This is a genomic window from Pseudomonas sp. FDAARGOS_761 (genome assembly GCF_013343155.1).
In the GTDB taxonomy this organism is placed as follows: Bacteria; Pseudomonadota; Gammaproteobacteria; order Pseudomonadales; family Pseudomonadaceae; genus Pseudomonas; species Pseudomonas aeruginosa.
In genome coordinates, this window is record NZ_CP054572.1 from 684,014 (window position 1) to 711,013 (window position 27,000).

Consider the following 27,000-nt stretch of genomic DNA (forward strand, 5'->3'; position numbering starts at 1 on the left):
ATGGACTTCGACCTGCGCTGGCTGTTCATCGCCGCCAGCCTGGGGCTCTGCGCCTGGGCCGGCTGGCAGTTCGTGCACCGCCTTGCCCGGGCGCGTCTGCTCGGCGACGTACCGACCTCGCGGATCCGTTCGGCGGCGCAGGGTTTCGTCGAACTCTACGGGGTGCTCGAGGAGGGCCCGGAAGGCCCGCTGCAGGCTCCCTTGACTGGCAAGCCGTGCCTGTGGTGGCGCTACCGCATCGAAGTCGAGGAAAAGCGCAGCGGCCGCGAGAAGGCCTGGCGCACCGTCGACAAAGGTGCCAGCGAGTCGCCATTCGGCTTGCGCGATGCCACCGATGCCTGCCTGGTCGACCCACGCGGCGCCGAGGTGCGACCCTTGACCCAGCAGCGCTGGGAGGCTTTTCGCGAAGCACCGATCGATACCCTGCGACTGCTGGAGAGCTTCGGCACCCTGGTCGGCGGAGAGCGGCTCTACCGCTACACCGAGGAGCGCCTGCATGCCGGCGAGCCGCTCTATGCGCTGGGCGAATTCCGCAGCAGCGGTGGCGGTCGCCAGGGACTCGATGCCGAACGGGAGCAGGGTGCGGTGATCCGTGAATGGAAGGGCGATTTCCACGGCCTGCTGGCGCGCTTCGACAGCGACGGCAACGGCGAGCTGGACGAGCGCGAATGGAACCGGGTGCGCCTGGCGGCACGGCTGGAGGCCGAGGATCGGCATCGGGCAAGCAGCGCCGCGCCGACCCGCCACCGGCTCGGCAAGCCGGGGGAGGCGCATCCCTTCATTCTCTCCAGCCAGGGCGAGGACGATCTCGCCGTGCAACTGCGCCGCCAGGCGGCGGGGGCCGCGTTGCTCTGCCTGGGCAGCGCGCTATTGGCGGGCTGGCTGTTCAGCCGCCTGTTCTGATCAGGGCCGTTCGCTGCTGGTGGCCTGGCTCAGGCGTCGCGCCTGCTTGAGGTACTGGGTCAGTTCCCTGGCCGGCAGCGGCTTGCTGTACAGGTAGCCCTGACCTTCGTTGCAACCTTCGGCGATGATGTACGCCTCCTGCTCGGCGGTTTCCACGCCCTCGGCAATCACCTGCATGCCCAGGCTCTTGCCGAGCTGGATGATGGCGCGAACGATGGTCGCGTCGTCCTCGTCCTGCAGCAGGTCCTGGACGAAACTCTTGTCGATCTTGATCTTGTCCAGCGGCAGGCTCTTCAGGTAGCTCAGCGAGGAATAGCCGGTGCCGAAATCGTCGATGGCGATCAGCGCGCCGGCGCGGCGCAGGCTGAGGAGGTGCTGGGCGGCAGTGGAGATGTCCTCCATCAGGCCGGTCTCGGTGACTTCCAGCTCCAGGCTGCGCGCCGGCAGGCGGTAGACCTGCAGCAGGTTGCTGACCACCCGTGGCAGGGCGTTGTGGTGGAGCTGCACGGTGGAAAGATTGACCGCCATGCGCAGGTCGTCGAAGCCCTGGTCGTGCCATTCGCGCAACTGCCGGCAGGCCTGGTCGAGCACCCACTCGCCGATGCTGAAGATGCTGCCGTTCTGTTCCGCCAGCGGGATGAACAGGTCCGGCGGGACGAAGCCGTGCAACGGATGTTGCCAGCGCAGCAGTGCCTCGACGCCGACCACGCGGTGGTCGCGGTAGTCCACCTGCGGCTGGTAGACGAGGTGCAGCTCGTGGCGCTGCAGGGCGTCGCGCAGGTCCTTTTCCAGTTCCCGGCGGCGACGCATTTCGCTGTCCACGCTGGCGATGTAGAACTGGTAGCGGTTGCGCGAGCGGGTCTTGGCCAGGGTCATGGTCTGCTCGGCCTTCTGCAGCAGTTTCTCCGTGGTCTCGCCGTCCTCGGGGAACAGGGTGATACCGATGGTGGCGCGCAGGCGCACCTCGTGCTGGTCGATCTCGAACGGCGCTTCCAGGCCGTCGAGGATGCTCTGCGCCAGTTCGGCCGCCTCGTAGGGTTGCTCGATGTCGGCCTGGACCAGGGCGAACTGGTCGCCGCCCAGGCGCGCCAGCGAACCGAGCCGCGCGCTGTGCCCGCGCAGGCGGTCGGCGAGGGCGATCAGCAGCTGGTCGCCGAGCTGGTAGGTGTACTGCTCGTTGATCCCCTTGAAATCGTCGAGGCCCAGGCACAGCACTGCCACCCGGCGCTGCTGGCGGCCGGCGCCGTCGAGGATCTGGTCGAGTTGCTGTTGCAGCAACTGGCGGTTCGGCAGGCCGGTGAGGAAGTCGTACTGGGAAATGCGCAGCAGGTTGTCTTCGGCCTCGCGACGCAGGTGGCTGTTGCTTTCGATCGAGGCGAGCAACTGGTTGGCGGTGGTCACCCAGAGCCCCAGCTCGTTGCGTTCGTGCCCCTTGAGCAGCGGCAACTGGTGCTGGCTGGGGCGGTCGGGATTGATGCTGACCAGGTGTTCGATGATCTTCGACAGCGGCTTGGTCAGCATCCAGTGGTAGACCAGGAACAGCACCAGGCCCATGGCCAGGGCGCGGAGAATGCCGGAGATGAAGATGATTTCCGAAGTGGTGACGAAGTTCTCGCCGTAGGGCGCGGTGTCCAGGGTGATCTTCAGGTCGCCGTAGTATTCGCTATAGGGCGGGCGGCCGATCAGTCGAATGCTGAAGGTGCGTTCCTGGCCGAGGATCGGGTCGGTCAGCCAGCGCGTCGGCAGGTCCAGCAGCGGCCTGGATTTCTCCGCCAGCATCGGCTCGCCGGGATGGCCGATGCTCGCCTGGCGCACCGCCTCGTGCTGGAACAGGCCTTCGAGGACCTGCATCGCCATTTCCCGGTCGAGGCTGTAGACCGCCTGGGTGGAAGGGTCGCGGACCATCGCGAGGATGCGTTGGGCGTCGCTGCTCACCGCCTGCTTGGCCTTGTAGGCGTCGAAGACGATCTGCGCGCAACTGAGCACTACGCCAACGGCCAGCGCCGCCAGTAGCACGACACGCAGCAGCTTGAGCGAGAGGCTGTGTCGGGAGTCCAGTTTCAAGGGGCCTTCCTTGTTCGTCGCCAGGGCGAAAGACAAGCCGGTAGGAAGAGCTTGTTTACCTCAAGAGGCTATCACGAGCGAAGGTCTACCAGTTCCTGAGGGTAGACGATGGCTCCTGGACCGCAGATTAAAACGAAAAAGCCCGGCGAATGCCGGGCTTTTTCGTGGTTCTGATCAGACTCAGGCAGCGAAATTCTTCGCTACGAAGTCCCAGTTGACCAGGTTCCAGAACGCCTCGACGTACTTCGGACGCAGGTTGCGGTAGTCGATGTAGTAGGCGTGTTCCCAGACGTCGCAGGTCAGCAGCGGGGTGTCGCCGCTGGTCAGCGGGTTGCCGGCACCGATGGTGCTGGCCAGGGCCAGGGAGCCGTCGGCCTTCTTCACCAGCCAGCCCCAGCCGGAACCGAAGGTGCCGACGGAAGTCTTGGTGAACTCTTCCTTGAACTTGTCGAAGGAGCCGAAGGCGGCGTTGATGGCGTCGGCCAGGGCGCCGGTGGGCTGGCCACCGCCGTTCGGGCTCAGGCAGTTCCAGTAGAAGGTGTGGTTCCACACCTGGGCGGCGTTGTTGAAGATGCCGCCGGAGGAGCTCTTGACGATCTCTTCGAGGCTCTTGCCTTCGAACTCGGTACCCGGGATCAGGTTGTTCAGGTTCACCACGTAGGTGTTGTGGTGCTTGTCGTGGTGGTATTCCAGGGTTTCTGCGGAAATGTGCGGCTCAAGGGCGTTCTTTTCGTAAGGCAGCGGCGGCAATTCGAAAGCCATGGTGTCTCTCCTATTCTTCCTCAGGTCAGGACTGGCGCGGCTAGCGCGCGACCGGTTCACGGGGCCGGTCCGATGCCTGTCCGGGAGCCCGTCCTGGATCCCCGGGGGGACGTTCGGCGGAGCGCTCCGGAAAGGGCGCCGGGTGCGACTCGGAGCCTAGGCTCCCAGTGCCGCGAACTCCGGATCATAGCACCCGTGTCGGGGCATATCCACGCAGCAACTGTAGGGGCAAAGGCCGGCGGCGGCGCGCTGCGACGGGCTTCTGCAAGCTCGCCGGCGAACACCGCCGCATTCTCTCTGGACTGCCTGGCGGCGCGAGGGTTCGCTCGGGTAGACGGAAACCGCGTTATCCCCGGAACAGCAGTTGCGCGGCCATGCCCAGCATCATGGCCGCCACCATCAGGTCGAGCAGGCGCCAGGTGGCCGGGCGCGCCAGCCAGGGGGCCAGCCATGCCGCGCCGAGGGCGAGGGCGAAGAACCACATCAGCGAGGCGCTGGCCGCGCCGAGGGCATAGGCGCCCGGCGCGGCTTGCTGGGCGCCGAGCGAACCGATCAGAAGTACGGTATCGAGATAGACGTGGGGGTTGAGCAGGGTGACCGCCAGTGCCGCCAGAAGCACCGCCTTGCGCGAGCGTGGCCCGGTTTCCGCGGCGTTGCCGAGAGCGTCCGGGCGCAACGCGCGAAGCAGCGCCTTGAGCCCATACCAGGTCAGGAAGGCGATCCCGCCCCAGCGGGCGATGGCCAGCAGCGTCGGGTTTTCCAGCAGCAGCTTGGCCAGGCCGAACACGCCGAGGCTGACCAGCACCGCGTCGCAGAACACGCAGAGCGCGGCCACCGAGAGGTGATGCTCGCGGCGCAGGCTCTGCGCGAGGACGAAGGCATTCTGCGCGCCGATGGCGATGATCAGGCCGGCAGCCACCAGGATGCCGTTGAGATAGCTCTGCCACATGTCAGTGTGCCTCCGCCGCCAGCCGCTGGAGCACGGCGAGGGCGCGCCGGCCCTCGTCGCGGGCGACGAACAGGTGGTCGTGGAAATAGCCGGCCATCACGTTGCAACTGATCCCGGCTTCGGCCAGCGCCGTGGCGAAGGCGGCGGTCAGGCCCACCGCCGCCAGCGAGGAGTGCACCGTCAGGGTGATCCAGGCCGCCACGTATTCGTAGGGCAGGCCCAGGCGTTCGGCCTGCCGGCGTTCGAGCACCAGGGTCAGGCCCTCGCGCTCGCGGAAGCTGGCGAGCGGCTCGGCGCCGTTCGGCAGCGCGCCATCGGCGCAGGTACAGAACACATAGTCGCCGGGATTGAGTTCGGGAGTGAGCGTGCGCAGCAGGGTGCGCAGCGAGGTTTCGCCAGCCATGGTCGGTCCGCGTCGGGTGGATCGGAAAAGTGCTGGCGAGTGTGGCCGCGGGCGGTTTATAAGGAAAACGAATCCTGCTGATCTCTCATTAGGAAAATTGATTTTGTTCGACTACAAGTTGCTCGCCGCGCTGGCCGCGGTGGTGGAGCAGGGCGGTTTCGAGCGCGCCGCACAGGCGCTGGGGCTGTCGCAATCGGCGGTATCGCAGCGGATCAAGCTGCTCGAGGCGCGGGTCGGCCAGCCGGTCCTGGTGCGCGAGACGCCGCCGCATCCCACCGATCTCGGGCGCCGCCTGCTCAACCATGTGCAGCAGGTGCGGCTACTGGAGGGCGACCTGCAGCGCTGGGTGCCGAACCTGGATGAAGGTGGTGCCCCGGAGCGCCTGCGCATCGCTCTCAACGCCGATAGCCTGGCGACCTGGTGGGCCGCCGCGGTGGGCGATTTCTGCGCCGAGCGGCGGGTGCTGCTGGACCTTGTGGTGGAGGACCAGGAGGTCGGGCTCAAGCGCATGCGCGCGGGCGAAGTGGCGGGCTGCGTCTGCGGTAGCGCGCGGCCGGTGGCCGGCGCGCGTTCGCTGCTGCTCGGAGCCATGCGTTATCGCGGCCTGGCCAGCCCGGATTTCATTGCCCGGCACTTTCCCCGCGGGGTCGAGGCGGCCGCCCTGGCCGGCGTGCCGGCGATCGTGTTCGGCCCGGACGACCTGCTGCAACACCGCTTTCTCAAGGACCTCGGCGTCGAGGGCGGTTTCATCCACCACCTCTGCCCATCCTCGGAAGGTTTCGTCCGCCTCACCGCCGGTGGTCTCGGCTGGGGCCTGGTGCCGGAGCGCCAGGTGCAAGGCGAGCTGGCGCGCGGCGAACTGGTCGAGCTGCTGCCTGGCCAGGTCATCGACGTACCGTTGTACTGGCACTACTGGCGCAACGGCGGCGAACTGCTCGCGTCGCTCACCGAGCACCTGCTCGCCCGCGCCGGCGACGGCTTGGTGCGGGTGGCAGGCTGATCAACCGATGACGGTGATTCGTCCGGAGCCGGGCAACGATTCGACGCAGCGCGCGCCGAGCAACCGCGATGGCGTGAAGTAGCCGCCGGGACCCTGGTAGTCCAGCAGGTGGCGCACTGCCAGGAGCACGCCGTGCAGGGTCAGGTCGTACACGTTGGCCGTCTCCAGGCGCGCCGTGCGGCGTTCGCCGCGGGCGTTGCGCGCCTCGCCCCAGACCCAGGTGCGCAGGCGCTCGCGGGCCGCCTGGTCGGGACCGGCGATGCGTTTGTCGACCTGCCCCTTGAGCCAGTCCTGGACCCGTTGCCGACCGAGCAGCGGACGCAGCGGGTCGATCAGGCGCATGCCCAGGGCCAGCAGCGGCGGCGCCGGCAGGTAGACCTCGATGTCCGGGATGCCGGTGCTGTAGTAGGCGGTGGCCACGTCGCCCCAGGGAATCGTCACGGCGTGCCGCAGGCCGCGGCCGAAATCGATGTCGCGGCGCTTATAGCCCAGCGGCACGTCGCGCAGGCGGCCATTCTCGCGGATCTTGCCGCCGAACTTGAGGCCTTCGACGCTGGTCTTCGCGGTTCCCGTCGAAAGCCCGCTGCCGGTGTCGAAGCCCAGCGCCAGCCGTTGCGCGTCCGGCAGCGCCTCCTTCAGGCAGGCGGCCAGGCAATCGGTGGGGATCACATCGAAGCCCACGCCCGGGCAGACCACGATGCCGGCCTCGCGGGCCTCGGCGTCGCCGGCGTGGGCCTGCTCGAACACCGCGATCTCTCCAGTGATATCCACGTAGTGGGTGCCGGCGGCGCGGCAGGCGGCGATCATCGGCGTGCTGGTGGCGGAGAACGGACCGGCGCAATGGGCCACCACCTTCACCTGGTCCAGGGCTTCGCGGCAGGCCTGCGGATCCCCCAGGTCGAAGACCCGGCACTCCAGCCCGAGCTGGCTGCCGAGGGCGTGCAGGGCGGCCGGGTTGCGTCCGCCGAGGAGCGGCGTCAGGCCCTCGCGCTGCGCCTGTTCAGCGACCAGCCGGCCGGTGTAGCCGTTGGCGCCGTAGATCATCCAGTGACTGGCCATGGTGCGTCTCCCAGCGTGCAGGTGGCTTTCAGGTTAGACCTTGTAGCGCGCAGCGCCGCTTCTGTCGCCCAACGCAAGTCGTGCCGGCGGCCCGCAAGGTCGTTGTTCTGGCATGCTGTGCCAGTGGTGGCGCGGCTCCGGGTTGCTAGAGTCGCGGCACAAGAAGAACAACGGGAGAAACGCAATGCGGATTCTGGTAACGGGGGCGACGGGCTTCATCGGCGGGCGTTTCGCTCGCTTCGCCCTGGAGCAGGGCCTGTCGGTACGGGTCAGCGGTCGTCGTGCGGACGCGGTGGAGCATCTGGTGGCGCGGGGCGCCGAGTTCGTTCCCGGCGACCTCGCCGACCCGGCGCTGGTCCTGCGCCTCTGCGAGGATGTCGAGGCGGTGGTGCATTGTGCCGGCGCGGTCGGAGTCTGGGGACCGCGCGAACGCTTCCTGGCGGCCAACGTCGGGCTTGCCGAGAGCGTCGTCGAGGCCTGCATGCGGCAAAAGGTGCGGCGCCTGGTGCATCTGTCGTCGCCGTCGATCTATTTCGACGGGCGCGATCACCTGGACCTGAACGAAGAGTACGTACCCCGGCGTTTTTCCGACCATTACGGGGCGACCAAGTACCAGGCCGAGCAACTGGTGCTCAGCGCCCGCGACCTGGGCCTGGAAGTGTTGGCGCTGCGTCCGCGCTTCGTGGTCGGTGCCGGCGACACCAGCATCTTCCCGCGAATGATCCAGGCCCACCGCAAGGGACGCCTGCGGATCCTCGGCAACGGCCTGAACCGGGTCGACTTCACCAGCGTGCACAATCTCAACGACGCGCTGTTCAGTTGCCTGCTGGCCGGCGAGCCGGCGCTGGGCAAGGTCTACAACATCAGCAACGGGCAGCCGGTACCGTTCTGGGATGCGGTCAACTACGTGATGCGCCAGCTCGACTTGCCGCCGGTCGGCGGTCACCTGCCGTATGCCGTCGGCTATGGCCTGGCGGCGCTCAACGAAGGCGTCTGCCGGATCCTGCCGGGGCGCCCGGAGCCGGTGCTGTTCCGCCTGGGCATGGCGGTGATGGCGAAGAACTTCACCCTGGACATCAACCGCGCCCGCGAATACCTCGACTACGACCCGCGGGTCAGCCTGTGGACCGCGCTCGACGAGTTCTGCGCCTGGTGGCGCGCCCAGGGACTCTGATCAGCCGCGTAGCGGGCCGGCGTATTGTCGGCTCGGCGCCTGCGCGGGCAACAGGGAAGGTTCCGCCGGCGGCAGCGCGACCCCACTGAGCCTACCGAGGCGCTGTCCCAGCTCCCGCGTCGTCGCATCGCCGGAGCGGGCGCAGGCCGCCTGCATCGCGGCGATCGCATCGCGTTGCTGGAAGTGGATATCCAGCGCCTGTTCCTCGCGCAGGCGTCGGCGCACGGCGCGCATGCAATCCAGCAAGGATTTGTTCAACTCCATGCATCCTCCGGCTCTCGAATCTGCCCGGCAAAGCCCAGGCAAGCGACGTGCCATGCGGGCCGCGGACCAGCGCCGGCGTGCGGGGCGGGGAACCGCTGGCGGCCTGCGGCGGTCTGTGCCGGACAGCGTTCGCTCCGTCTTGGGGCGCACGGCTTCGCGGTGGAGCGCCCCGGTCCGGCAATTTGCTTCGAGCAGACGCTGAAGGGGCGGGGCAGAACCGATATAATGCGCCGTTCGGCCCTTTCTCCAGGCCTCCGGCAGGATGCCGTTCCCCTTCACAGGTTTTCACCATGCGTAACGATGCTTTCGACGAACTCGACGATGTGCCCAGCCTGACCACCGATGCCGCCGACCGCGACGAATTCGGCCACCACCCGCGGCACGTCTACGAACCGGAGCAGCGCCGGGTCGTCGACACCAAGGAGCGCCGTCCGGCCTCTACCGGCCCGCTCTGGGCCCTGCTCGGGGCGATGCTGATCGCCCTCGCCGGGGTGGGTTGGTGGAGCCACCAGCAAATCAGCCTGATGGAACAGCAGTTGGTGGCGACCCAGGAAAGCTTCGTGAGGATCAGCGAAGAAGCCGCCGGGCGCCTCGACGACATTCGCGGCAAGGTGGTCGCCAGCGAGTCCAGCGTCACCAGCGAACGCGAGGCGCTGCGCCTGCAGGTCAAGCAACTGCAGGAGAAACTCGGCAGCCAGGAACGCCAGCAGGCCGATGTGAGCAACCAGTTCGGCGGCCAGGGCAAACGCCTCGATCAACTGGCCAGCGATCTCAAGGCCCAGCAGGAAAGCGCGGCGCAACTGGTCGCGCAACTGGACGGCAAGCTGCAGACACTGGCCGCCGAACAGGAGAAGCTGAAAGCCCTGCAGGTCGAACTGGGCAAGACCAACGAGCAACTCAAGGCCCTCGGCGGCGATGTCGCGGCGCTGAAGAAGCAGGGCAACCCGAGCCAGACGATCAAGGGTATCCAGGATGACCTGCTGGTATTGCGCAGCCAGCTCGACAACCGCCCGGCCCAGGGCGGCAATACCGCCGAGTTCGACGCCTTCCGCACCCAGGTGATGCGCAACATCAACACCCTCCAGGCCCAGGTGCAGAACCTGCAGCAGCAGCTCAATACCCGCTGACCCCTTGCGCCGCCAGCCGCCCGTCGCACCGGGCGCTGGCGGCGACAGTTCGCCGCGCCCGGCGAAAATCCCCGCTTCCATTGCTCTGGATCAGCGAATCCGCTGCTCCTCCACTCCGATACTGCGTCCTTAAGCGAGCCTTAAGTGAGAGTCGTTTAGATTCTCGGTCACCGGCCAGGGAGGCCATTGGTCCCTTCCTCTGCCTGGAATCCGCCATGAGCGCATTGCAACCGTCCCGTTCCTACCGCATCACCGGTTATTCCCCCGCCATCAGCAACGGCTATCGCCAACGCCTGTTCTCCATGGGGCTTCTGCCCGGCGCGGCGCTGCGCGTGGTGCGCATCGCCCCGCTGGGCGACCCGATCCAGGTCGAGACCCGCCAGACCAGCCTGGCGCTGCGGCGCAAGGACCTCGCCCTGCTGACCCTCGTCCCGCTCGACTGACCCCGCCCGGAATCCCCATGACCGCATTGACCCTCGGCCTGATCGGCAATCCCAACTCCGGCAAGACCACCCTGTTCAACCAGCTCACCGGCTCGCGCCAGCGGGTCGGCAACTGGGCCGGCGTCACCGTGGAGCGCAAGGAGGGTGCGTTCCACACCGCCCGCCACGCGGTACGCCTGGTCGACCTGCCCGGCACCTATTCGTTGACCAGCGTTTCCGCCCAGGCCTCGCTGGACGAGCAGATTGCCTGCCGCTACATCGCCAGCGGCGAAGTCGACGTGCTGGTCAACGTGGTGGATGCGGCGAACCTGGAGCGCAACCTGTACCTCACGGTGCAGCTGCGGGAGATGGGCATCCCCTGCATCGTCGCGCTGAACATGCTCGACATCGCCCGTAGCCAGCGCATCCGCATCGACATTGACGGTCTGGCGCGGCGTCTCGGTTGCCCGGTGGTGCCGCTGGTATCCACCCGCGCCGATGGCATCGACGAACTGAAGGCGGCCATCGACTCCCTACAGCTCCCGCAGGCGGCGCTGGCGGTGGATTACCCGCCGGCCATCCAGGCGCAGGTCGGCTACCTCCTGGAAACGCGCGCTCCGGCGGCCTCGGCCATCGAGCCGCGCTGGCTGGCGTTACAGGCGCTGGAAGGCGACATCTTCAACGGCCCGGCGCTGGGCTTGCCGCCCGCCACCCTGGAACAGGCGCGCCAGGGCTGCGGTGAGGAGCCCGAGCTGGCGATCGTCGATGCGCGCTACCGGCTGATCGGCGAGATCTGCGCGGCGGTCTGCGACCACCAGCAGGCTCAGCCGCACCGGCTGACCCAATGGCTCGACCGGGTCGTCCTGAATCGCTGGCTGGGTCTGCCGATCTTCCTGCTGGTGATGTACCTGATGTTCTTCTTCGCCATCAACATCGGCGGGGCGCTACAGCCGATCTTCGACAAGGGCTCGTCGGCGATCTTCATCGACGGCATCCAGTGGCTGGGTATCCGCTTCGGCCTGCCCGATTGGCTCACGGTGTTCCTCGCCCAGGGCATCGGTGGCGGGGTCAACACGGTGTTGCCGCTGGTGCCGCAGATCGGCTTGATGTACCTGTTCCTCTCGCTGCTCGAGGATTCCGGCTACATGGCCCGCGCGGCCTTCGTCATGGACCGCCTGATGCAGGCGCTGGGCCTGCCGGGCAAGTCGTTCGTGCCGCTGATCGTCGGTTTCGGCTGCAACGTACCGTCGATCATGGGCGCGCGGACCCTGGACGCGCAGCGCGAGCGGCTGATTACCATCATGATGGCGCCGTTCATGTCCTGCGGCGCGCGCCTGGCGATTTTCGCCGTATTCGCCGGGGCCTTCTTCGGCCAGGGCGGCGCGCTGGTGATCTTCTCCCTGTACCTGCTCGGCATCGTCGTGGCGATCCTCACCGGGCTGTTGCTCAAGCACACCTTGATGCGCGGCGAGGCCTCGCCGTTCGTCATGGAACTGCCGCTGTACCATGTGCCACACCTTAAGAGCCTGCTGCTGCAGACCTGGTCGCGCCTGCGCGGCTTCGTGGTGCGGGCCGGCAAGGTGATCATCCTGGTCAGCCTGGTGATCGGCGGCCTGAACAGCATCACCCTCGACGGCAAGCCGGTGCAGGGCGACATCGGCCATTCCGCGCTGGCCAGCGTCAGCCAGCGTCTCACTCCGCTGCTGGCGCCGCTCGGGGTGCAGCCGGACAACTGGCAGGCCACCGTCGGCCTGGTCACCGGGGCGATGGCCAAGGAAGTGGTGGTCGGCACCCTGAACACCCTCTACACCGCCGAGCAGATCCAGGGCGAGGCCTTCGACTACGAAGGCTACGACCTGCCCGGGCAACTGCGCGACGCCCTGGTCGAAACCTGGGACGGCCTGGTCGATACCTTCAGCCTCAGCGTGCTGGCCAACCCGGTGGAGGCGAGCATGGCCGACGGCGACATGGAGACCGGCTCGATGGGCACCATGGCGAGCAAGTTCGGCAGCCCCATCGCGGCCTACAGCTATCTGGTCTTCGTCCTGCTCTACGTGCCCTGCGTGACCGCCATGGGCGCGATCGCCCGGGAAAGCAGCAAGGGCTGGATGGCTTTCTCGGTGCTCTGGGGGCTGAACGTCGCCTACTCGCTGGCGACCCTCTGCTACCAGGTCGCCACCTTCGCCGCGCACCCCGAGCGTAGCGTCCTGACCATCGCCGTGGTGCTGCTCTTCAACCTGATCCTGATGACCTGCCTGCGTCTGTTCGGCCGCGAGCAGGTACTGCAACTGCCAGGCCGAATGGCCGATGCCTCGAGCGGGCAGGGAGGATGTCACTGATGGCGACACTCATGCAGATCCGCGCCGCCCTGGAAGACGGCCAGGCGCGTGGGCTGAAACAGCTCAGCCGCCAGGTGGACGCGCCGCCGGCGCTGGTGGAGGCGATCCTGGAGCGGCTGATCGCGCTCGGCAAGGTCGAGCGGGTGGCTGCGCAAAGCTCGGGCGGTTGCGGCGGCGGTTGCAAGGGCTGCGCCCAGCGCGATCCGTGCGCGGAGCCGGAGCCGTATTTCCGCCTGCGCTAGACGGGCAAAGCACAGAGCCCGCCACGGCAAGCGTGGCGGGCTCTTTCCTGGCTGGCGCGATCAGGCCAGGGTCGGATAGTCCAGGTAGCCTTCGGTGCCGCCGGTATAGAAGGTCTCCGGGCGCGGCGGGTTCAGTTCGGCGCCCTGGCGCAGGCGTTCGACCAGGTCCGGGTTGGCGATGAAGGGGACGCCGAAGGCCACCGCATCGGCGTCGCCCTTGGCCAGGATGGCGTTGGCGCTGTCGAGGGTGAACTTTTCGTTGGCGATGTAGGGGCCGCCGAAGGCTTTCTTCAGGGCTACGCCGATGCTGTCGTCGGCCTGCGCTTCGCGGGCGCAGATGAAGGCGATGCCACGCTTGCCCAGCTCACGGGCGACATGGCTGAAGGTTTCCAGGCGGTTGGAATCGCCCATGTCGTGGGAGTCGGCACGCGGCGCCAGGTGTACGCCGACGCGCTGGGCGCCCCATACGGAGATCGCCGCGTCGGTGACTTCCAGCAGCAGGCGCGCGCGGTTCTCGATGGAGCCGCCGTAGCGGTCGGTGCGCTTGTTGGTGCTGTCCTGGAGGAACTGGTCGAGCAGGTAGCCGTTGGCGCCGTGGATCTCCACGCCGTCGAAGCCGGCGGCCTTGGCCCGCTCGGCGCCCTGGCGGTAGGCCTCGACGATGTCGGCGATCTCCTCGGTGTCCAGCGCGCGCGGGGTGACGTAGGGACGCTTCGGGCGCACCAGGCTGACGTGCCCCTCGGCGGCGATGGCGCTCGGCGCCACCGGCAGCTCGCCATTCAGGTAGAGCGGATCGGAAATCCGCCCGACGTGCCAGAGTTGCAGGAAGATGCGCCCGCCGGCGGCGTGCACCGCCTTGGTCACGTTGCTCCAGCCACGGACCTGGTCATCGGACCAGATGCCGGGGGTGTCGGGGTAGCCCACGCCCATCGGCGTGACCGCGGTGGCCTCGCTGAGGATCAGGCCGGCACCGGCGCGCTGGGCGTAGTACTCGGCCATCAGGGCGTTGGGCACGCGGCCTTCATCGGCGCGGCAGCGAGTCAGCGGCGCCATGACGATGCGGTTGGGCAGCTCGAGGTCGCCGAGCACGATGGGATCGAACAGAGTAGCCATGGAACATCCTCCACTAGGGAATAGACGGACAGGGGATCAATCGAGGACCGGCTGCGCCTGGGCGCGGCCGTTTCCGGAAAAGGCGATCAGGGTGGCCAGCAGCGCCAGCGCGGCCAGCGCGGCGGCGGCCAGCGGCACGCGGGTCAGGCCCAGGCCGTGGTCGATGACGCTGCCGCCGACCCAGGCGCCGAGCGCGTTGCCGACGTTGAAGGCGCCGATGTTCAGGGTCGCCACCAGGTTCGGCGCGGCATGCCCGACGCGGACCACGTTGACCTGCAGCGCGGGCACCGCGGCGAAGGCGGCGGCGGCCCAGAAGAACAGGGTGATCTCCGCCGGCAGCAGGGCCTGGCTGGTCCAGCTGAACAGCGCCGAGACCAGCGCCATGGCGGCGAACACCGCGGCCATGGTGGTGCCCAGGCGCCAGTCGGCGAGGCGGCCGCCGATCACGTTGCCGACGGTCAGGCCGACGCCGATCAACAGCAGGGTCCAGGTCACGCCGCGCGGGCTGACCCCGGTGACTTCGCCGAGCAGCGGCGCGACGTAGGTGAACAGGGCGAACATCGAGGCGGCGAACAGCACGGTGGTGCCCAGGGCCAGCCACAGCGACGGGTTCTTCAGCGCGGACATTTCCTGGCGCAGGTCGACCTTCTCTTCCTCGCGGTCGTTTGGCAGCACCCTGGCCAGGCCGACGAAGGCGACCACGCCGATCAGGGTCACCACCCAGAAGGTCGCGCGCCAGCCGGCTTCCTGGCCGAGCGCGGTACCCAGCGGCACGCCGAGCACGTTGGCCAGGGTCAGGCCGGTGAACATCAGGGCCACGGCGGAAGCGCGGCGGTTCGGCGCCACCAGGCTGGCGGCGACCACCGAGCCGATGCCGAAGAAGGCGCCATGGCAGAGCGCGGTGACGATCCGCGCCAGCATCAGCAGGCCGTAGTTGGCGGCCACCGCGCAGAGCAGGTTGCCGACGATGAAGATGCCCATCAGCGCGAGCAGGGCTTTCTTGCGTTCCAGGCGGGCGGTGGCCATGGCCATCAGCGGGGCGCCGAAGGCCACGGCGAAGGCGTAGCCGCTGATCAGCCAGCCGGCGCTGGGAATGGATACCCGCAGGTCGCCGGCGACCTGCGGCAGCAGGCCCATGATGACGAATTCGGTGGTACCGATGGCAAAGGCGGATAAAGCGAGGACGAGAAGAGACGCCGGCATCGGTCGAGCTCCTGGACTGCGAGGTGGTGGGGGGGAAGCGAGTGCTGCTTACAGCTCGTCGCCGAGTTGGTCGAGGAAGGCCTGGATGGTCTCCTCGTTGCGCTTGAAGAAATTCCACTGGCCGACCCGGCGGCTGGTCACCAGACCGGCGCGTTGCAGGGTGGCCAGGTGTACCGACACGGTGGACTGGGAGAGACCGGTACGCTGGTCGAACTTGCCGGCGCAGACGCCGATCTCGAACGGGTGGTCCTGCTCGACGAAGTACTTCTCCGGTTCCTTCAGCCAGCGCAGCATGTCGCGTCGCACCGGGTGGGAGAGAGCCTTGATGATTTCGTCGATGTCCAGTGGCATGGCGGTGGTCCGTTGGCCGTCCATATCGGGTTGGGACGAACTATATATCGGTGTGGGACGATATGGGGATCGATTGCGACGATAGTCGCTATCGACAGGGCTGATGACGATGATCGAAACGACCGTTCCGTCCCTGGGGTAAGCTAGCCCGCATGAACTACCTCGCGCATCTCCACCTCGGCGGCCCGCAACCGGCCCAACTGCTCGGCAGCCTGTACGGCGACTTCGTCAAGGGCCGCCTGCAGGGACAATGGCCGGACGAGATCGAGCGGGCCATCCAGTTGCACCGGCGCATCGACGCCTTCACCGACAGCCACCCACTGGTGCATGCGGCCAAGCGGCGCCTCCCGCTGGAGCGCCGGCGTTTCGCCGGCGTCCTGCTGGACGTGTTCTTCGACCACTGCCTGGCGCGCGACTGGAACGACTACGCCGACGAACCGCTGCCGCAGTTCGTCGAGCGGGTCTACGGCACCCTGCGCACCGCCTCGCCGCTGCCGGAGCGCCTGGCGCGCATCGCGCCGCGGATGGCGGCCCAGGACTGGCTGGGCAGCTACCGCGAGTTCGCGGTCTTGCGCGAAGTGCTGGGCGGTATGTCGCGGAGGCTGTCGCGACCGCACCTGCTGGACGGCTCCTGGGAAGAACTGGCCCAGCGCTACGATGACCTGAGCGCGGATTTCCGCGCCTTCTACCCGCAACTCCAGGCTTTCGCCCTGAGCCAGCGCTGAGCCTGGCGCAGCGGCCATTGGCCCGGCCGGCGGAATCACCTATCAATTGTTTCAGTCCGAAGCATCCGCTTGATGCACATCAACCGGCAGCGGTCGCGTCGATCGTTCAATGGGGCCGACGTTCAACGCTCTGCCAATGGAGGTGGAAGATGAAACGAATCCTGGTGGCGACCGACCTGTCCTCGCGTTCCGAGCTGGCGGTCATGCGCGCCGCGGCGCTGGCCAAGGCGAGGAATGCCGAACTGACCGTGCTGAACGTGCTCGACGACGACCAGCCGCCGGTGCTGATCGCGCCGCAACGGCTGGCCATCGCCAACCTGCTGGAAGTGAACGGACAGGCCCTGAAGGAGCGCCTCGGCGTCGAGTCCAAGGCGATCGTGCGGGTCGGCGATCCGGTGGTGGTGATCAACGCGGTGGCCGAGGAGATCGGTGCCGACCTGCTGGTGATGGGCGCGCACCGGCACACGCCGCTGCGCGATCTGTTCATCGGCACCACCCTGGAGCGGGTGGTACGCAATGCGAAGATCCCGGTGCTGCGCGCGGCCGGTGCGCCGGAAGAGGAGTACCGCCGGGTGCTGCTGGCGCTGGACTTCTCGCCGACCTCGACGCGCGCGGTGCAGATGGCCGGCCAGCTCGGCTTCCTCGACGCCGCCAGCCTCACCGCGCTGCATGCCTTCGAGCCGTTCGCCAAGGGCATGATGCGTTATTCGGGGATCAAGGAAGACCGCGTCGAGCATTACGTCGACCAGGAGGAACTCAAGGCCAACGTCGAGCTGCGCGACTACGTCGCCGGCCTGGGGCTGGGCCGCGAGGACATCCAGTTGCGCGTCGGCGAAGGCTTGCCGATCAACGTGATCATGACCGAGGTACGCCGCCAGGCGCCGCAGTTGACGGTGCTCGGCACCCAGGGCCTGACCGGCTTCCGCCGCGCGCTGATCGGCAGCGTGGCCGAGGCGGCCCTCGGCGACCTGCCATGTGACGTGCTGGCGGTGCCGCCCAAGCGCGACTAGGCGGCGCGCCGGGTTTGCGTAGGGGCGGCAGTGCCGAACAGCGCCAGGCGCACCGCCTGCTGGGCCTGGCGGGCCAGTTCGGCGCGGTCCAGGCCCTGGCTGGGGATCGGTTCCAGCAGCTGGATATGCACGCTGCCGCGCTCGCCGCGCAGCAGGCGGCCGAGGTGGCTGAGCAGGTCGTCGTCGCCGATGAACGGCGCCTGCGCATCGGGCACGCCGTCGCGGCGGTAGCTGATCGCCACCGGCTGCACCGCCACGCCGGCTTCCAGGGCGCTGGCCATCAGGCGACCGTGGAAGGTGCGCAGGCTTTCGCCGTTGGTGGTGGTCCCTTCCGGGAAGATCAGCAGGTTGCGTCCGCGGTGCAGCTGTTCGGCCAAGCGCTGGTTGATCAGCCGGCTGTCGCCCGAGCCGCGGCGGATGAACAGGGTGCCGGCCTTTTCCGCCAGCCAGCCGGCCAGCGGCCAGGCACGCACCTCGGCCTTGGACAGGAAGGTCAGCGGCGCCAGGGCGCCGAGCAGCGGGATATCGGTCCAGGACACATGGTTGGCTACCCACAGCATGGGTTGCCGGGGCGCTTCGCCGCTGACCCTGACCTCGAAGGGCAGGGCCGCGCAGAGGCGCGCCAGCCACCAGCGGGTCAGGCGCTGGCGCAGCGGCGTGACGTCGGCGCCGGGCAGCCGCTCGCGCAGGCTGACCCAAGCGGCCAGGCCCAGTCCGAGCGCGACCAGCCCGAGCAGGCGGGCGCTGCGCAGCAGCAGGCGCAGCCGCGCCATCAGACCGCCGCCTTGAAGTGGCGGGCGTAGCGCGGGCAGAGTTCGTCGCGCTTGAGCAGGATGAACACGTCGGCGACCTGGAAATCCGGGTCCCAGCAGGGCTCGCCGCAGATCTTCGCGCCCAGGCGCATGTAGGCCTTGAGCAGCGGCGGCAGCTCGGCGGTGAGGTTTTCCGGGACGTCCAGCGGCGGCAGCGGGTTCTTCGGCTCGGCCTGCAGGTAGTCGGTGCACAGGTAGCGTTCGCGCAGCCGCTGCATCACCGCCTTGGCCTGCATACCGCCGTCGCGCATGGGAATGCTGGCGCAGCCCATCAGGTAGCGGTAGCCGCCCTCGTTGAGAACCTCGGCGAGTTCGCCCCAGAGTACCGCGATGGTGGCGCCGTTGCGGTATTCGGGAGCGACGCAGGTGCGGCCGATCTCCAGGACCGGGCCGTGCAGGGCGTCGAGGCCGGAGAGGTGGAACTCCTCTTCGCTGTAGAAGCGCCCGAGGCGTTCGGCGGCGCGATGGTCGAGCAGCCGGGTGGTGGCCACCAGGGCGCCGCTGTCGAGGTCGCGGACGCCGATGTGCGCGCAGTGACGGTCGTAGTCGTCGCGGTCGAGGCCGTCTTCGGCGCCTTCGAGCTTGGCGTCGAACTCGGCGCTGAATACGCGGTAGCGCAGGGCCTGGGCCTCGCGCAGGGCGCGGGCGCCGTTCAGGCGCTCGGCCTTCAGGCGGCGTCCGGCGACGGGTTCGCGGGTAATGGCGGTCTGGGTCATGCCTGGGCCTCCTTGGGCCGGCGCCGCGGGTTGCGGCCGCTCGGCTTTGTTGTGCAAGCTCAGGCTAGGAAGGCGCGGTGTCACCCCTGTGACAGGGGCGTGATGCTTGTATGACATTGTCGCCGGATGTAACGCGCCGTTGTTCAACGCTGGCACCCTCGGCAGGATGCCGGTTCCGACACATTCCACACTGGAGTCCGCCATGTCCTGGCAACGCTTGCTCGGCCCGCTCGACCGCCTGCCCACCGAAGGCTCCCTGGAAGACTGGCACGCCGCCGCCCTGGCGCGCGCCGACGGTCTTGGCACCCTGGAGCGGGCGGTGCTCGGCGGACGATTGGCGGCGAGTCCGGGTCTGGCCTTCCTCGCCGGCTACCAGGCGGCCCTGCGCGCGCTCTGGCCGGCGGCGCCGGAAGGTCTCGGCGCGCTGTGCGTGACCGAGAAGCGCAGCGTGCGCCCGGCGGATCTGCAGACCCGCCTGGAGGGGCTGGTCCTGCATGGACAAAAGGATTTCGTCACCGCTGGCGACAGCGCCTCCTGGTGGCTGGTGGCCGCCCGCGACGAGGCACCGGGGCAGCCGCCGCGACTGTCGATGACGGTGGTCCTGGCCGGCGCCCCGGGGGCGCGCCTGGAGGCGTTGCCGGCGCTGCCGCTGATGCCGGACGTGCCGCATTCCCGTCTGTTGCTCGACGGTGCCCATTGCGAGCGCCTGCCCGGCGATGGTTGGGACGACTACGTCAGGCCGTTCCGCCTGCTGGAGGATGTCCATGTGCTGGCGGCGCTGGTCGGCTGGCTCTATGGGGTCGGCCATGAATGCGGCTGGCCCTCGCCGCTGCTGCTGCGCCTGGCCGGCATCCTCGGCGGCTGCGCCGAGGTCGCGCGGCATCCGGTCGCCTGCGTCGGCACCCAGGCGGTACTGGCTGGGCTGTTCGAACAGTTCTCGGCGCTGGAGGGGCAACTGGATGCCGCCTTCGCCGCCAACGCCTCGACCTGGGAGGCATTGTGGCAACGCGATCGCGGCTTGCTGGCGATTGCCAACGGGGCCCGCAAAGTTCGCCTGGAGAAGGCCTTGACCCGCCTCGGGCTTGACCCAGGTCAGTGAGGCGCCGCGCCGCAGGCGCTTACCCTGCGCAGCATCCGGCGAGGAATGCTCCTCGGCGCCTGCACAGAGTAGATTTCACCGACCATGCGACGCGAACCGATCGTGCTGTTCGACAACGGCAGCCACCAGTGCCTGTGTTTCGATGACCTCGTCAGCGGCGAAGGGGTCCAGTCCAACCAGTTCCTGATCGTCGACAACAGCCAGTACCTGCTGCTCGATCCCGGCGGCGACCTGACCTACACGCCGCTCTCGCTGGAATTGTCGAAACGCTTTCCGCTGCAGGAGCTGGACTACATCTTCGCTTCGCACCAGGACCCGGACATCATCGCCGCCCTCGACAAGTGGCTGCTGCACACCCGCGCCCGGGTGATCTGCTCCAAGCTGTGGGCGCGCTTCCTGCCGCACCTGACGGCCAACTACCTGGCGGTCAGCCATGGCATCAACACCTACGACCGGGTCATGCCATTGCCCGACCGCGGCCAGGCGATCGCTCTCGGCGATTGCTCGCTGAAGGCGATCCCCGCGCATTTCCTGCATTCGGTGGGCAACTTCCAGCTCTACGACCCGGTGAGCAAGATCCTTTTCTCGGGCGATATGGGCGCCTCGCTGGTGGACGACGCCGCGCCGGTCGGTGATTTCGCCGCGCATATCCAGTACATGGACGGTTTCCATCGCCGCTACATGGCGGCGAACAAGATCTGCCGCCTGTGGGCGCGGATGGTCCGGGACATGGATGTGGAGATGATCGTGCCGCAACACGGGCGGCCCTTCGTCGGCAAGGAAATGATCAGCGCCTTCCTCTACTGGATCGAGAACCTCGAGTGCGGCATCGACCTGCTCGGTCCGGACGACTACCGCATGCCCGGCTGAGTCCGCGCTTCCTGGCGTCATCGACGCCATGCTAGGGTTGCCCCTCGACCGTCGAGAGGGCCCGCCGATGCCCGCTTTGCCGTTGTCCCGCCGCGCCCTCGCCGCGCTGGCCCTGGTATTCGCCCTCCCTGCCCTGGGCGAAGACTGGCCCGACACCGACTGGCCCCGTGCCCAACAGCCCGCGGGGCCGGCGCTGGAGGCATTCGAGCGCTATGCCTTCGGCCGTCGCGACGATGTTCGTCGCAAAGGCATCCGCACCGACGCGGTAGTGGTGATCCGCGACGGTCGCCTGCTCTATGAGCGCTACGCCGGCCCGAGCCGTGCCGAGACCCCGCACCTTACCTGGTCGGTGAGCAAGAGCCTGCTCGCCACGCTGCTTGGCGTCGCCGAGGGCGAAGGGCGCTTCCAGCTCGACGACCCGGTGGCACGCTACTACCCGCCGTTCGCCCGTCATCCCGAGGTGACGTTACGCCACCTGCTGAACTGGTCTTCCGGGCTGGACTGGCAGGAGGACTACGAGTTCGCGCCATTGAAATCCTCCGTGGTGGCGATGCTCTACACCCGTGGGCGTGACGACATGGCCGGCTTCGTCGCCGAGACCCCGCAGGCCCGGCCGCCGGGCCGGCGTTTCCGCTACTCCAGCGGCGACAGCAACGTGCTGGCGGCGGCTCTCCACGGCATGCTCGGCGCGGACTATGCCGAGTACCCCTGGCGCGCGCTGTTCGAGCCGCTGGGCATCCGTTCGGCGGTATGGGAGCGAGACGCCGCCGGCACGTTCGTCGGCTCGTCGTATGTCTACATGAGCGCCCGCGACCTGGCGCGCGTCGGCCTGCTGATGCAGCGCCACGGGCGCTGGCGCGAGCGGCAACTGCTGCCGCTGGCATGGGTCGAGTTCAACCTGACACCCTTCGCCCGCTACCGGCCGAGCGCGGAAGAGGAGGGCGAGGCGGTGCCGGGCGGCCAGTGGTGGTTGAACCGTGCGGTGAAAGGCGCGCCGGCGCCCTGGCCGGACGTCGCCGAGACCGCCTTCGCCGCGCTCGGCCACTGGGGCCAGGCGCTCTACGTGCTGCCCGAGGAGAAGCTGGTGATCGTGCGCTACGCCGACGACCGCGACGGGCGTTTCCGTCACAACGAATTCCTGCGCCTGGCACAGGCGGCGTTCGCCGGGGAGGCGCGGCCATGATCCGTCGCCATCCCTTGCTCTTCCTGTTCGTCCTGGGGCTGCTCGCCGCCCTCGCGTGGGCCTGGCAGAACCGCATCCACCTGGCGGCCTTTCCCGCCATCATCGGCGCCTACACGGCCAAGGAGTACTGCTCCTGCCGCTACGTGATGGGGAACTCCGCGGACTATTGCCGGGCCTATACCCAACAGTACGTGCCGATCAGCGGTTTCTTCGATGACGAAGCCCGCCGCCGGGTGACCGCCCGCGGCCTCGGCAGTACGCAGACGGCCGCCTGGCTGGGCCCGCGCGAGGGATGCCGGCTCATGCCCGAGGCGGACAGGCTGCCGGACTGACCGGCGGCGCATGTCGGGGCGCGGGGCGAGGGACGGCGCCGGCCCGAAGCCGGAGGTGGAATGCCTGTTGTATTGTGTGTCCTGTTGTTGCTCCTCAGCCCGCTGCTGTCGGCGGCGGAATGGCAACTGGAGCCGGATTACTCGCGGATCAGCTTCGTTTCCGTGAAACGCGCGAAGATGGCCGAGGTGCAGCGCTTCGACCGTCTCAGCGGCCAGATCGACAAGCAGGGCGTCGCGCGCATCGTGGTGCCGCTGGGTACCCTGGACAGCGGCCTGGCCCTGCGCGACGAGCGAATGAAGGACAACTTCTTCGAAACCTCGCGCTTCCCCGAGGCCACCGTGGAGAGCCGCCTGGACATGGCCGGCTTCGACGACCTGCGGGTCGGCCAGTCGCGGGTCGAGAAGCTCGACTTCACCCTCGACCTGCACGGCCAGCAGCGCCGCCTGAAGGCCGACGTGCTGGTCACCCGCCAGGGCGAAGGGCTGGTCCAGGTGGCGACCCTGGAGCCGGTGCTGCTGAAGCTGCTCGACTTCGACCTGGAAGAGAAGCTCAAGCCCTTGAAGGACATGGCCAATATTCCCTCGATCACTCCCGAGGTACCGGTGTTCGCCGTGCTGAACTTCCGCGAAGTGCCGCCGGAACAGTTCTGACGCGCCGGTGCAGGGCGGCGCGGGCCTTGGGTTCCACCCAGTGGAACCGCCTTCCGTTGTCCTTCGCCGCGCGCCGCGCTTAGCTGTGACCACGCCCGGCCGGCCTTGCGTCCGGGCCTCCCGCCAACAAGACCGGAGCGCAATCCGGCCAGAGGAGAGACGGCATGGCTCGACATCGACACATCGTGGCCTGGCTCGAGGAGGTCGCCGACGACCTGCGTAGCCTGCGCCAGGACATCCACGCCCATCCTGAACTGGGCTTCGAGGAGCGACGCACCGCCGCGCTGGTTGCCGAATGCCTGCGCGGCTGGGGCTACGAAGTGCACGAAGGGATCGGCCGCACCGGCGTGGTCGGCGTCCTCCGCCAGGGCGACGGCACGCGGCGGCTCGGCCTGCGGGCGGACATGGATGCGCTGCCGATCGTCGAGGCCACGGGGCTCGGCTACAGCAGCTGCCACGGCGGGCGCATGCACGCCTGCGGCCACGACGGACACACCGCGATGCTGCTCGGCGCGGCACGCTACCTGGCGGCGACGCGGCGTTTCGACGGCACTCTGGTACTGATCTTCCAGCCCGCCGAGGAAGGCCAGGGCGGCGCCGAGGCGATGCTCGCCGACGGGCTGCTGGAGCGCTTTCCCTGCGATGCGCTGTTCGGCATGCACAACATGCCGGGACTGGAGGCCGGGCACCTGGGCTTCCGCGCGGGACCGATGATGGCTTCCCAGGACCTGCTGAGCGTCACCCTGGAGGGCGTCGGTGGCCACGGTTCGATGCCGCACCTGAGCGTCGATCCGCTGCTCGCCGCGTCGAGCGCGGTGATGGCCCTGCAGAGCGTGGTGGCGCGCAACGTCGATCCGCAGAAGGCCGCAGTGGTCACGGTCGGTGCATTGCAGGCCGGCGAGGCGGCCAACGTCATACCCCAGCGCGCCGTGCTGCGCCTGAGCCTGCGGGCGCTCGACGGCCAGGTGCGCGAGCAGGTGCTGCAGCGGGTTCGCCAGATCATCGAGTTGCAGGCCGCCAGCTATGGGTGCCAGGCCAGCATCGAGCACTACCCGGCCTATCCGGTGCTGGTCAACAGCGTCGAGGAAACCGAGTTCGCCCGCCAGGTCGGGGTCGAGCTGGCCGGCGCGGAGCAGGTCGACGGAGCCACGCCGAAGCTGATGGGCAGCGAGGACTTCGCCTGGATGCTACAGCGCTGCCCCGGCAGCTACCTGTTCATCGGCAACGGCAGAGGACGGCCGATGGTGCACAACCCGGCCTATGACTTCAACGACGACATCCTGGTCCGGGGCGCGGCCTATTGGGGCGCGCTCGCCGAGACCTGGCTGGCCGCCCCCGCGGCGTCCGGCCTTCGACTGACTGCCGCCAATAACGGCGCGGCTTGAGCCGCGCCGGCATTCCCCCGGTTACCAGGAGATTCCCATGCACGCTTGCCCGAGCGGTACCTCGCGTACCCGCCAGGTGGCGGCTGCCGTGATCGGCAACGCCCTGGAGTGGTACGACTTCATCGTCTACGGCTTCCTTTCCAGCCTGATCGCCAGGCTGTTCTTCCCCTCCGGCGACGAGTACACCTCGCTGCTGATGGCCCTGGCCACCTTCGGTGTCGGTTTTTTCATGCGTCCGGTCGGTGGGGTCCTGCTCGGCCTGTATGCCGACCGCAGGGGACGCAAGGCGGCGATGCAACTGATCATCCTGCTGATGACGCTGTCCATCGCGATGATCGCCTTCGCCCCGACCTACGCGGCGATCGGCGTCGGCGCACCATTGCTGATCGTGATCGCGCGAATGCTGCAGGGTTTCGCCACCGGCGGCGAGTACGCCAGCGCCACGGCTTTCCTGGTGGAAAGCGCGCCGCCGCACCGGCGCGGTCTCTACGGTTCCTGGCAATTGTTCGGCCAGTGCCTGGCGGTGTTCGCCGGTGCGGGGATGGGCGCGCTGGTCACCCATTGCCTGGACGCCGAGTCCCTGGAGAGCTGGGGCTGGCGGGTGCCGTTCCTGTTCGGTCTGCTGATCGGTCCGGTGGGATTGTGGATCCGCCGCTACATGGGCGAGACCGAGGCCTTCCTCGAAGCCATCCGGGAGCCCGGCGAGCGCCAGGGGCTGCTCGGCGTGCTGCGCGAATACCGGCGCAGCGTGCTGGTGAGCATGGGCCTGACGGTGATCGGCACGGTGTCCTTCTACGTGGTGCTGGTGAATATGCCGACCTTCGCCCACAAGCAGTTGGGCCTGCCGCTGGACGAGGTGTTCATGGTGCAGATGGCGGCGGTGGCGCTGATGACCCTGGTGATCCCGTTGGCTGGGGGACTCTCCGACCGGCTCGGGCGGCGCCCGGTGCTGTTGGTCGCGACCCTGGCCTTCATGCTCATGGTCTATCCGCTGTTCGCTTGGGTCGCCGCGGCGCCGAGCCTGGGGCGCCTGCTGCTGATGCAACTGTTGCTGTGCACGGCGATCGGCGGCTTCTTCGGCCCGGCGCCGACCGCGGTGGCCGAGCAGTTTCCGGTGCGGGTGCGTTCCACCGGCCTGGCGGTGGCGTATAACCTGGCGGTGATGCTGTTCGGCGGTTTCGCCCCGTTCATCGTCACCTGGCTCACCGAGGTCGGCGGCTCGCCAGTGGCGCCGGCGTTCTACGTGCTCGGCGCGGCCTTCCTCGGGCTGCTCGCCACCCTCTATCTGCGGGAGGGCGCGACGCCCGCCCCGCGCCCCCGTGAACCGGCCCTGGGCAAGCCGGCAAGGAGTCTGTGAATGAGCGCCACCCGCCATCGAAGCGACGGCCACGAGGAAATCGTCGCGCTTGACGCGCTGCCGCTGTCCGCGGCGATCCGCCGACGCGAACTGTCCTGCCGCGAGGTCATGCAGGCCTACCTGGCGCAGATCGAACGGTTCAACCCGCGGGTCAACGCCATCGTCTCGCTGCAGGCGGAAAGCCGCCTGCTCGCCCAGGCCGACGAGCGCGACCGGCAACTGGCGCGCGGCGAATGGCTGGGCTGGATGCACGGCATGCCGCAGGCGATCAAGGACCTCGCCGCCACCTCCGGCATTCCTACCACCCTGGGTTCGCCGCTGTTCGCCGGGCAGGTGCCGGAGCACGACGCAATCGTCGTCGAGCGGGTGAAGAGCAGCGGTGCGATCGTCATCGGCAAGACCAACGTACCGGAGTTCGGGCTCGGCTCGCAGACCTACAACCCGCTGTTCGGCACCACCCGCAATGCCTACGATCCGGCGCGGATCGCCGGCGGCAGCAGCGGTGGGGCGGCGGTGGCGCTGGCGCTGCGCATGCTGCCGGTGGCCGACGGCAGCGACATGATGGGTTCGCTGCGCAACCCCGCCGCCTACAACAACGTCTACGGCTTCCGCCCGTCCCAGGGACGGGTGCCGCACGGCCCGCAAGCGGAACTGTTCGTTCAGCAACTGGCCACCGAAGGCCCGATGGGGCGCAGCGTGGCCGACCTGGCCCGGCTGCTGGCCACCCAGGCCGGCTACGATCCGCGCTGTCCGCTGTCGTTGCGCGACGATCCGCGCAGGTTCGCCGACGACCTCGGGCGCGACTTCCGCGGAGCCCGGCTCGGCTGGCTCGGCGACTACGCCGGCTACCTGCCGATGGAGGAGGGCGTGCTGGAGCTTTGCGAAGCCGCGCTGGGCGATTTCGCCGAGCTGGGCTGCGACGTCGAGGCGTGCCTGCCGGACTATCCCCTGGAGCGCCTGTGGCGCACCTGGCTGGTCCATCGCCAGTGGCTGGTGCAGGGCTCGCTTGGCGAGCTTTACGCCGATCCCGCACGGCGCGTCCGACTCAAGCCGGAGGCGCAGTGGGAAGTGGAGTCCGGGCTCGGCCTCGGCGCCGCCGAGGTCTATCGCGCCTCGCTGGATCGCAGCGACTGGTATCGGGCGCTGGCGCGTCTGTTCGAACGTTACGATTTCCTCTTGCTGCCCAGCGCCCAGGTGTTTCCTTTCGATGCAGAAACGGCGTGGCCGCGGCAGGTCGCCGGGCGGCCGATGGACACCTATCACCGCTGGATGGAGGTGGTGATCGGCCCGACCCTGGCCGGTTTGCCGGCGATCAGCGTACCGATCGGCTTCGGCGCGGCGGGCCTGCCGATGGGATTGCAGATCATCGGCCCGGCGCAGGCCGACCTGGCGGTGCTGCAACTGGCCCATGCCCACGAGGGCCTGACCCGTTGGGTCAGCCGCCGTCCGCCGGCGATGCTCGAGGCTCCAGGGGGAATCGACTAG

Annotated in this window: 28 protein-coding genes; 17 read left to right on the forward strand and 11 right to left on the reverse strand. The window is 68.5% G+C overall.

The genetic code is table 11. From position 1 onward, the window contains the following. Entirely contained in the window at positions 1–903 is a 903-nt protein-coding gene (locus FOC67_RS03265; RefSeq protein ID WP_009315955.1) for a GIDE domain-containing protein, read from the forward strand. Here FOC67_RS03265 and bifA read toward each other — a convergent pair whose 3' ends face one another. From bifA to FOC67_RS03285, 4 genes are all read right to left on the reverse strand, one after another. Continuing rightward, positions 904–2,967, reverse strand: coding sequence for a cyclic-di-GMP phosphodiesterase BifA (gene bifA / locus FOC67_RS03270; RefSeq protein ID WP_003094007.1), 2,064 nt, complete (start codon positions 2,965–2,967; stop codon positions 904–906). 180 nt (positions 2,968–3,147) lie between these two features. Then, complete coding sequence (sodB, locus tag FOC67_RS03275) at positions 3,148–3,729, reverse strand: superoxide dismutase [Fe] (RefSeq protein WP_003094005.1); 582 nt, start codon at positions 3,727–3,729, stop codon at positions 3,148–3,150. Positions 3,730–4,075: 346 nt separating this feature from the next. Continuing rightward, positions 4,076–4,678, reverse strand: a complete 603-nt coding sequence (locus tag FOC67_RS03280; protein ID WP_003094003.1) for a LysE/ArgO family amino acid transporter — start codon at positions 4,676–4,678, stop codon at positions 4,076–4,078. A gap of 1 nt (position 4,679) precedes the next feature. Continuing rightward, entirely contained in the window at positions 4,680–5,081 is a 402-nt protein-coding gene (locus FOC67_RS03285) for an ACT domain-containing protein (RefSeq protein ID WP_003094000.1), read from the reverse strand. Positions 5,082–5,178: 97 nt separating this feature from the next. On the opposite strand from FOC67_RS03285, the gene FOC67_RS03290 reads away from it, so the two are divergent. Then, positions 5,179–6,081 carry a LysR family transcriptional regulator ArgP gene (locus tag FOC67_RS03290; protein WP_073656334.1) on the forward strand — a complete coding sequence of 301 codons (903 nt, stop codon included), beginning with the start codon at positions 5,179–5,181 and terminating at the stop codon, positions 6,079–6,081. On the opposite strand, the gene FOC67_RS03295 is transcribed toward FOC67_RS03290, so the two are convergent. Then, positions 6,082–7,140: a trans-acting enoyl reductase family protein gene (locus FOC67_RS03295; protein ID WP_003093996.1), complete on the reverse strand. Its 1,059-nt coding sequence runs from the start codon at positions 7,138–7,140 to the stop codon at positions 6,082–6,084. It lies immediately after the preceding gene. Between the two features lie 184 nt (positions 7,141–7,324). Here FOC67_RS03295 and FOC67_RS03300 point away from each other — a divergent pair, with 184 nt between their 5' ends. Next, a complete protein-coding gene (locus tag FOC67_RS03300) occupies positions 7,325–8,314 on the forward strand; it encodes an NAD(P)-dependent oxidoreductase (RefSeq protein WP_003103823.1) in 990 nt (329 codons plus the stop codon). Here FOC67_RS03300 and FOC67_RS03305 read toward each other — a convergent pair whose 3' ends face one another. Then, positions 8,315–8,578, reverse strand: a complete 264-nt coding sequence (locus FOC67_RS03305; RefSeq protein ID WP_003103821.1) for a hypothetical protein — start codon at positions 8,576–8,578, stop codon at positions 8,315–8,317. A 290-nt stretch (positions 8,579–8,868) separates the two neighbouring features. Here FOC67_RS03305 and FOC67_RS03310 point away from each other — a divergent pair, with 290 nt between their 5' ends. From FOC67_RS03310 to FOC67_RS03325, 4 genes are all read left to right on the forward strand, one after another. Then, entirely contained in the window at positions 8,869–9,705 is an 837-nt protein-coding gene (locus FOC67_RS03310; RefSeq protein WP_003093989.1) for an ATPase, read from the forward strand. A 215-nt stretch (positions 9,706–9,920) separates the two neighbouring features. Continuing rightward, positions 9,921–10,148: a ferrous iron transporter A gene (gene feoA / locus FOC67_RS03315; RefSeq protein ID WP_003103819.1), complete on the forward strand. Its 228-nt coding sequence runs from the start codon at positions 9,921–9,923 to the stop codon at positions 10,146–10,148. 17 nt (positions 10,149–10,165) lie between these two features. Further along, on the forward strand, positions 10,166–12,466 hold the full coding sequence (feoB, locus tag FOC67_RS03320) for a Fe(2+) transporter permease subunit FeoB (protein WP_009315957.1): 2,301 nt from the start codon (positions 10,166–10,168) through the stop codon (positions 12,464–12,466). Next, positions 12,466–12,708, forward strand: coding sequence for a FeoC-like transcriptional regulator (locus FOC67_RS03325; protein WP_003093982.1), 243 nt, complete (start codon positions 12,466–12,468; stop codon positions 12,706–12,708). The genes feoB and FOC67_RS03325 overlap by 1 nt, the downstream gene beginning before the upstream one ends. Before the next feature lie 60 nt (positions 12,709–12,768). On the opposite strand, the gene FOC67_RS03330 is transcribed toward FOC67_RS03325, so the two are convergent. From FOC67_RS03330 to pyeR, 3 genes are read right to left on the reverse strand one after another with little or no spacing between them, the layout of a single operon-like run. Beyond that, positions 12,769–13,821 (reverse strand): alkene reductase, encoded by a 1,053-nt coding sequence (locus FOC67_RS03330; protein WP_003120873.1) that lies wholly within the window; start codon positions 13,819–13,821, stop codon positions 12,769–12,771. Positions 13,822–13,857: 36 nt separating this feature from the next. Further along, positions 13,858–15,024: an MFS transporter gene (locus FOC67_RS03335; RefSeq protein ID WP_003103801.1), complete on the reverse strand. Its 1,167-nt coding sequence runs from the start codon at positions 15,022–15,024 to the stop codon at positions 13,858–13,860. A 48-nt stretch (positions 15,025–15,072) separates the two neighbouring features. Then, a complete protein-coding gene (gene pyeR, locus FOC67_RS03340) occupies positions 15,073–15,375 on the reverse strand; it encodes an ArsR family transcriptional repressor PyeR (RefSeq protein WP_003093978.1) in 303 nt (100 codons plus the stop codon). A 152-nt stretch (positions 15,376–15,527) separates the two neighbouring features. Here pyeR and FOC67_RS03345 point away from each other — a divergent pair, with 152 nt between their 5' ends. Together FOC67_RS03345 and FOC67_RS03350 are read left to right on the forward strand one after the other, a co-directional pair. After that, a complete protein-coding gene (locus FOC67_RS03345; protein WP_009315958.1) occupies positions 15,528–16,100 on the forward strand; it encodes an ACP phosphodiesterase in 573 nt (190 codons plus the stop codon). Positions 16,101–16,249: 149 nt separating this feature from the next. Further along, positions 16,250–17,110 (forward strand): universal stress protein, encoded by an 861-nt coding sequence (locus tag FOC67_RS03350; protein WP_003093974.1) that lies wholly within the window; start codon positions 16,250–16,252, stop codon positions 17,108–17,110. Here FOC67_RS03350 and olsA read toward each other — a convergent pair. Then, a complete protein-coding gene (olsA, locus tag FOC67_RS03355) occupies positions 17,107–17,883 on the reverse strand; it encodes a lyso-ornithine lipid O-acyltransferase (protein ID WP_003112769.1) in 777 nt (258 codons plus the stop codon). The genes FOC67_RS03350 and olsA overlap by 4 nt on opposite strands. Then, positions 17,883–18,638 (reverse strand): L-ornithine N(alpha)-acyltransferase, encoded by a 756-nt coding sequence (gene olsB, locus FOC67_RS03360; protein WP_003093970.1) that lies wholly within the window; start codon positions 18,636–18,638, stop codon positions 17,883–17,885. The genes olsA and olsB overlap by 1 nt, the downstream gene beginning before the upstream one ends. 202 nt (positions 18,639–18,840) lie before the next feature. Here olsB and FOC67_RS03365 point away from each other — a divergent pair, with 202 nt between their 5' ends. From FOC67_RS03365 to FOC67_RS03400, 8 genes are all read left to right on the forward strand, one after another. Next, positions 18,841–19,737 carry an acyl-CoA dehydrogenase family protein gene (locus FOC67_RS03365; RefSeq protein ID WP_003093969.1) on the forward strand — a complete coding sequence of 299 codons (897 nt, stop codon included), beginning with the start codon at positions 18,841–18,843 and terminating at the stop codon, positions 19,735–19,737. An 84-nt stretch (positions 19,738–19,821) separates the two neighbouring features. Continuing rightward, positions 19,822–20,607 carry an MBL fold metallo-hydrolase gene (locus FOC67_RS03370; protein ID WP_009315959.1) on the forward strand — a complete coding sequence of 262 codons (786 nt, stop codon included), beginning with the start codon at positions 19,822–19,824 and terminating at the stop codon, positions 20,605–20,607. 67 nt (positions 20,608–20,674) lie between these two features. Further along, complete coding sequence (locus tag FOC67_RS03375; RefSeq protein ID WP_009315960.1) at positions 20,675–21,790, forward strand: serine hydrolase; 1,116 nt, start codon at positions 20,675–20,677, stop codon at positions 21,788–21,790. After that, a complete protein-coding gene (locus FOC67_RS03380; protein ID WP_003093963.1) occupies positions 21,787–22,122 on the forward strand; it encodes a hypothetical protein in 336 nt (111 codons plus the stop codon). Before FOC67_RS03375 ends, FOC67_RS03380 begins: the two co-directional genes overlap by 4 nt. A gap of 60 nt (positions 22,123–22,182) precedes the next feature. Next, positions 22,183–22,773 (forward strand): YceI family protein, encoded by a 591-nt coding sequence (locus tag FOC67_RS03385; protein ID WP_003093959.1) that lies wholly within the window; start codon positions 22,183–22,185, stop codon positions 22,771–22,773. 164 nt (positions 22,774–22,937) lie between these two features. Further along, complete coding sequence (locus tag FOC67_RS03390) at positions 22,938–24,158, forward strand: M20 aminoacylase family protein (protein WP_003093956.1); 1,221 nt, start codon at positions 22,938–22,940, stop codon at positions 24,156–24,158. 37 nt (positions 24,159–24,195) lie between these two features. Next, entirely contained in the window at positions 24,196–25,515 is a 1,320-nt protein-coding gene (locus FOC67_RS03395; RefSeq protein ID WP_003093955.1) for a citrate-proton symporter, read from the forward strand. Then, positions 25,516–27,000 (forward strand): amidase, encoded by a 1,485-nt coding sequence (locus FOC67_RS03400; protein ID WP_003093953.1) that lies wholly within the window; start codon positions 25,516–25,518, stop codon positions 26,998–27,000.